The 4,498-nt window shown below is 59.0% G+C and carries 8 protein-coding genes and 1 pseudogene; all 9 read right to left on the reverse strand.

Going from position 1 to position 4,498, the window contains the following annotated elements; translation table 11 throughout:
* Positions 1–263 (reverse strand): annotated as a pseudogene (locus BEB54_RS27720) (ParB N-terminal domain-containing protein); the annotation flags it as partial.
* A gap of 58 nt (positions 264–321) precedes the next feature.
* The gene (locus tag BEB54_RS27725; protein WP_001042948.1) at positions 322–555 is read right to left on the reverse strand and encodes a DUF905 domain-containing protein; all 234 of its coding nucleotides are present in this window, start codon (positions 553–555) and stop codon (positions 322–324) included.
* A gap of 56 nt (positions 556–611) precedes the next feature.
* The gene (locus BEB54_RS27730; protein WP_001276121.1) at positions 612–1,139 is read right to left on the reverse strand and encodes a single-stranded DNA-binding protein; all 528 of its coding nucleotides are present in this window, start codon (positions 1,137–1,139) and stop codon (positions 612–614) included.
* Between the two features lie 383 nt (positions 1,140–1,522).
* The gene (locus BEB54_RS28940; RefSeq protein WP_001434357.1) at positions 1,523–1,837 is read right to left on the reverse strand and encodes a hypothetical protein; all 315 of its coding nucleotides are present in this window, start codon (positions 1,835–1,837) and stop codon (positions 1,523–1,525) included.
* A 70-nt stretch (positions 1,838–1,907) separates the two neighbouring features.
* The gene (locus tag BEB54_RS27750) at positions 1,908–2,099 is read right to left on the reverse strand and encodes a hypothetical protein (RefSeq protein WP_023278050.1); all 192 of its coding nucleotides are present in this window, start codon (positions 2,097–2,099) and stop codon (positions 1,908–1,910) included.
* Positions 2,096–2,518 (reverse strand): DUF1380 family protein, encoded by a 423-nt coding sequence (locus BEB54_RS27755; protein ID WP_105282338.1) that lies wholly within the window; start codon positions 2,516–2,518, stop codon positions 2,096–2,098. Before BEB54_RS27755 ends, BEB54_RS27750 begins: the two co-directional genes overlap by 4 nt.
* A gap of 46 nt (positions 2,519–2,564) precedes the next feature.
* On the reverse strand, positions 2,565–2,990 hold the full coding sequence (locus BEB54_RS27760) for an antirestriction protein (protein ID WP_001198928.1): 426 nt from the start codon (positions 2,988–2,990) through the stop codon (positions 2,565–2,567).
* A gap of 411 nt (positions 2,991–3,401) precedes the next feature.
* Entirely contained in the window at positions 3,402–4,178 is a 777-nt protein-coding gene (locus BEB54_RS29165) for a hypothetical protein (RefSeq protein WP_201798174.1), read from the reverse strand.
* A 45-nt stretch (positions 4,179–4,223) separates the two neighbouring features.
* The coding region (locus BEB54_RS27775) for a DUF1380 family protein (RefSeq protein WP_123059766.1) at positions 4,224–4,498 on the reverse strand (275 nt) is incomplete at its 5' end.

Genomic DNA, 4,498 nt, shown 5'->3' on the forward strand with positions numbered 1-4,498 from the left:
ACACCGTGGCGGTCACCTGGCAGGGCATGAACAACCAGATTCTGTAACAGGCCGACACCTTTAATGGAGTCCGCCAGCTCGCTGACGGACTCCGCAGAATACGGCACCGTGCGCACATTCAGCGGTGACTTAATCAGTGAGGCCAGCGGCACGCTCACTTCCGCCGTCTGCGCCAGCAGGGCAGACAGGACGGTTTCCTGAGTTTTTACAGATTTACGGCTTGCTTTGCGGGTGGTTTCTGGTTCACACTTCGTTACAGGCATAATCATCCCCTTATAATTGCTTATGTCCTGCCGGACGTTCGCGCGTCCGGCACCTCTCTTACTTACGAATGCCGAAATCCCTGATGTACCGGTTCATCCAGTACCCGGCACAGTCCTCAAAATTCCAGGAGCGCCAGATCAACGTGCCATCCTGACGGACAACCAGGCGAAAATGCGTTCCCTGATCATCCTCGATAAAGACATTCCGGTACTGTGTAACAACGGTTTCAGCACACTCGCGGGTGAATGCCCCATCGGGTAGTTCCTGAATCATTTCATCGGATTTGTTCATCATCGTTCTCCGGTAATGCCCCACACATGGTGGGGCTGTCAGAAAAATCAGCCAGATCAGAATGGCGCATCATCGTCGAAGCCATAAGGAGGTTCTGGCTGTTGTTGAGGCTGAGGCTCTGGCTGCGCGGCCTTACGTCCACGGCCTTTCGTTTTCGCGCCACCTTTTTTCGTCGCGTCAGCACTCTGTGGCTGCCCATTCTGCTGAGGCTTCGGTTGCGCCTGAGCGTTCTGCTGTGGTGCACGTCCCAGCATCTGCACGGTGCCCGTGGTCTTAACAAGAATTTCAGTGACGTAACGGGTGATACCGTTATCTTCCCAGCTACGGGTGCGAAGCTGACCTTCGATGTAGACCTGCGCACCCTTGCGCAGATATTCACCTGCCACTTCCGCGAGCTTGCCGAACAGCACCACGCGGTGCCATTCCGTCTGCTCCCGCATCTCCCCCGTCTGTTTGTCACGCCAGCTTTCTGATGTGGCCACCTGCAGGTTTGCCACTGCGCCCCCGTTGGGGATGTAACGGACTTCAGGATCATTGCCCAGACGCCCGACGAGGATGACCTTGTTGATACCACGTGCACTCATAAGAACCTCCTGACTGAAAGATGTGAGATAAACCGGATACCGGCGACGGGACGTTCATGTGCCCCTTCAGAGGAGCGAAAGCTCCTCCTGCCGTCCACTTCACAGGGGTTTCTCCCCGCAGTGGACCTTTCCGATGGGGGCCCGTTTACCGCCTCACGGGACAGCTGTCCGGGGGCGGACGCAAAATTTTTAGCCGGGTTCATGGCTAAAAATTTTGTGGCCGGTGCATCTCACCCTGGACAGATGGAACGGGAGGGGGTTACGTCTGCCCCCCGGAAAGTCCACAGCGGGAAACAGGCCGCAGGGGTGGCGGCAGGAGGGAAGACTGCTGCGCCATCAGGCGCAGTTTCCTCACACACCGTCAGGTGTGCAGGGAGCGCAGGTCACGGCGCGACAGGGGCGGCGCGACCGGAACGGTCGCTGCAAGCCGGGTTTTCACGCATCGGACCGTAGCGGCAGCCCGAAACCGCGCCAGCGGGTTCGGCGGAGACTGGCGGGTGCGCCAGCAGCTGCCTGTCGGAGTCGGGCCTGACGACCGGATGCCGCCAGGCAGCCGGGAGCCGAAGTGGGCGCAATAAAAGACAGCCAGAAACGGTGACAGTGTCACGGAATATCACACCTGTTCCCTGCATACAGCCATACACTACCTTCTGACCGGAAAGCCGGGCCGGCAGCGCCGCAGGCGCTGCACCCCGCATTTCCGGCAGGCGTCAGCCTGCCAGGGGGGTTCGCGCGGGCTGACAGGCGGCCTCCACCGCCTGCCCTGTATCACCTGTTTCTGCTGCCCTGAAGGATATAGTGACCACCGAGGAAAACCGCCTGCTGATTCGCCACAAAATCGCAGATTTCATCAACAATCTGCGCAGTGGTGAGCGGTTTCTGCCCCATTTCACGACGCCGCGCATTAATCACGGCCCTGTAATTACGCAGAATTTCGCGACTTTCTGTGCTGATATTCATGACATCGTCTCCCCGTCCAGCGCCTGTAACACAACGTCCATTGCTTCGCGTTCCTCCCTGACGAATGCGTCACCGTCGCCCCCGTTATCACTCCCGACGGCATACAGGCGCTTCATTTCACTGCCTGCCAGCGCCAACACTTTTTCCAGCATCACCGCCGGGACTGTCACCTGACGGCTGGCGCGCTTTTCTTCCATCAGTTCACGAACAACGTCGTGAACAACGCTGACATCCGCACCATGCTCAAAGGCATCATCCAGCCGCTGCATGACGGTTTCCAGCTCATCGTCTGACAGGTTCCAGTCCTGGGCTATGTGACGCACATCCCCACGGGTCAGCACCACGGCAAAAACGCATTCACTGTCCGGCACGTCTGTATCCAGCATTTCGCGGATAATTTCTTTAACAGTACAGTACATGTTCTCGTCTCCTTTACAGGGGCGGCATTGCCGCCCCGTCCGTTAATCAGTCCAGAGCCGCGTAAATCGCGTTGCATTCAGGGTGAAATTCGATGTGACGCCACAACTGCGCATCGCGCATCCGGTAAAGCTGGGTCAGTCCTGCATCCCCGCTGTCGTGGTACAGCCACAACTGGCGGTTAATCACAAGGGAGGTAAGGATGATGCCTGCGGCATCAGCACTCACGGTACGGTCAAACCAGTTTGCACCGTTCACCATGTGGAAACGGTCACCGTCCGGCATCATGTAACCGCCACCGTCCGGCAGGCGGATGAAGTGCCAGAAGCCGCCCTGATATTCCGGCATCATTTTTTGCGCCAGCGCGTACACATACGCCTCGGCATACAGAAAATCGTTGCCAAACAGGTAAGGCAGAAAGGAGAGACGGTCGCACTCTTCAACGTTCAGAGTGACAGGTTTCGCATATTGCATGATGTTTTCCTCCGTTGTTCACATATTCCGCGACACCGGGCGGTGCCGTGCCTCCATAAAAGCCGGGCGATAAGGCGGGGATGCAGGGGCGCAAGGGAAGCCGCAGCCTGACGCACACGGCTGGCGGGAGTTGCAGGGTGAGGCCGCGAAACCTGAGCGGGCGAACGACCGGAAAATCACGGCAGACGGGAAGGAGGGACCGGGTGACCGCAGCGGCGAAGCGTACCCTTGCATCAACGCCAGCCCGGCTAAGATGGAGGCACGGCACAGCCCGCACACGGCGCTGAGGCCACATAACTGAAAACCCATAAGGCCATGCCCGCATGGCCGGGTAAAGCGGAGCCGGCGGCGACTTCCTTTGTGCTCTGTCCGGGACCGGCAGGAAAAAGGCGGGGATTTTCCCCGCCATCATCAGCCCCTGATTTTTGCCAGGGCATCCGCCATGCTGCGGATTTCGTTCCGGGCTTCCCGGACCACCTCCCGCAGAACACCACGGTCAAACCAGCGGCGGGGCGGTTCATCCGGTATACGCAGCACATCCCAGGCCAGCCAACTGGACAGGATATGTTCAATACAATCGCTGACCAGATACATTTCCACCGCCGAAAAACGTGCGCCCCGGTTCAGGATGGCGTCGAGCACCACGGGCAGGTTTTCGTCGTTCTCATCGAGCCAGCAGGGGTGATCGCTCTCCTTCACGACCAGGCGAAAGCGGCGCGTCTGGCGGGTCAGTAACGTCTGACCGGTGGTGGTCAGCGCCGCCCGGATACGCCGCGTATCTTCTGCCACCTGGTAACTGACACAGCGTACTGCATCGCGTACCGCATCAAGAACTGCCCTGATTTCGTCCTCTGCCAGCCACTCACCGGCATACGGGAAAGACACCTGCGTTCCGTCTGCCGGAAGTACCGGCAGCGACTGCCACTGACTGCCGGACAGTACAAGTTCCGCCCCGGTTCCGGTCAGTTTGTGAATGGCGGAGGCCAGGAGCGGCGGCAGTGCGCCGCCGTGACGGTTGATAAGTAACGTCGCCAGCCGGGGCGCATCCAGCAGAACATAAATGCTGATCCAGCCCGGATGGTTCGGGTTCCGCTGGTCAACATCCGTCTCTTCCGGCCAGCCCTGCGCCAGCAGCAGGTTGCGGGCGTGACGACAAATCAGTGCGTTCAGTGTTGTGTTTTCGTTCATGATTAATCGTTCTCCCTGAATCGCCGCCCGGAGGCGGCGATAACATCAGTCGTTTTCGTGTCTGTTGTTTTTCAGCAGGGTGCGGGCCTGATTAATCACCGCCTGACGGCGGGTGACGCATTCCGGGACGGCGAGGCCATGATCCCGGGCGGCCCATTCACGTTTCCACAATGCCTGTTCAGCGGTCTGAATCAGGGACGCCAGCAGTTCAGCAGGGACGGTCACCTGGCGGTTTTCGCTCACGTTGCTGATAATCTCCATCGCCGCGGCGGAAGAAATACCGGACTCAATTCGCTGGTCTTCCGGGATGTCCTCCAGGC

The sequence above is a fragment of the Escherichia sp. MOD1-EC6021 genome (assembly GCF_002965245.1).
GTDB lineage: Bacteria > Pseudomonadota > Gammaproteobacteria > Enterobacterales > Enterobacteriaceae > Escherichia > Escherichia coli_F.

Bases quoted from the DNA above. Each gene is read 5' to 3' on its own strand.
- BEB54_RS27725 (WP_001042948.1), bottom strand. From the start codon at position 555: ATGAACAAATCCGATGAAATGATTCAGGAACTACCCGATGGGGCATTC.
- BEB54_RS27730 (WP_001276121.1), bottom strand. From the start codon at position 1,139: ATGAGTGCACGTGGTATCAACAAGGTCATCCTCGTCGGGCGTCTGGGC.
- BEB54_RS28940 (WP_001434357.1), bottom strand. From the start codon at position 1,837: ATGCGGGGTGCAGCGCCTGCGGCGCTGCCGGCCCGGCTTTCCGGTCAG.
- BEB54_RS27750 (WP_023278050.1), bottom strand. From the start codon at position 2,099: ATGAATATCAGCACAGAAAGTCGCGAAATTCTGCGTAATTACAGGGCC.
- BEB54_RS27755 (WP_105282338.1), bottom strand. From the start codon at position 2,518: ATGTACTGTACTGTTAAAGAAATTATCCGCGAAATGCTGGATACAGAC.
- BEB54_RS27760 (WP_001198928.1), bottom strand. From the start codon at position 2,990: ATGCAATATGCGAAACCTGTCACTCTGAACGTTGAAGAGTGCGACCGT.
- BEB54_RS29165 (WP_201798174.1), bottom strand. From the start codon at position 4,178: ATGAACGAAAACACAACACTGAACGCACTGATTTGTCGTCACGCCCGC.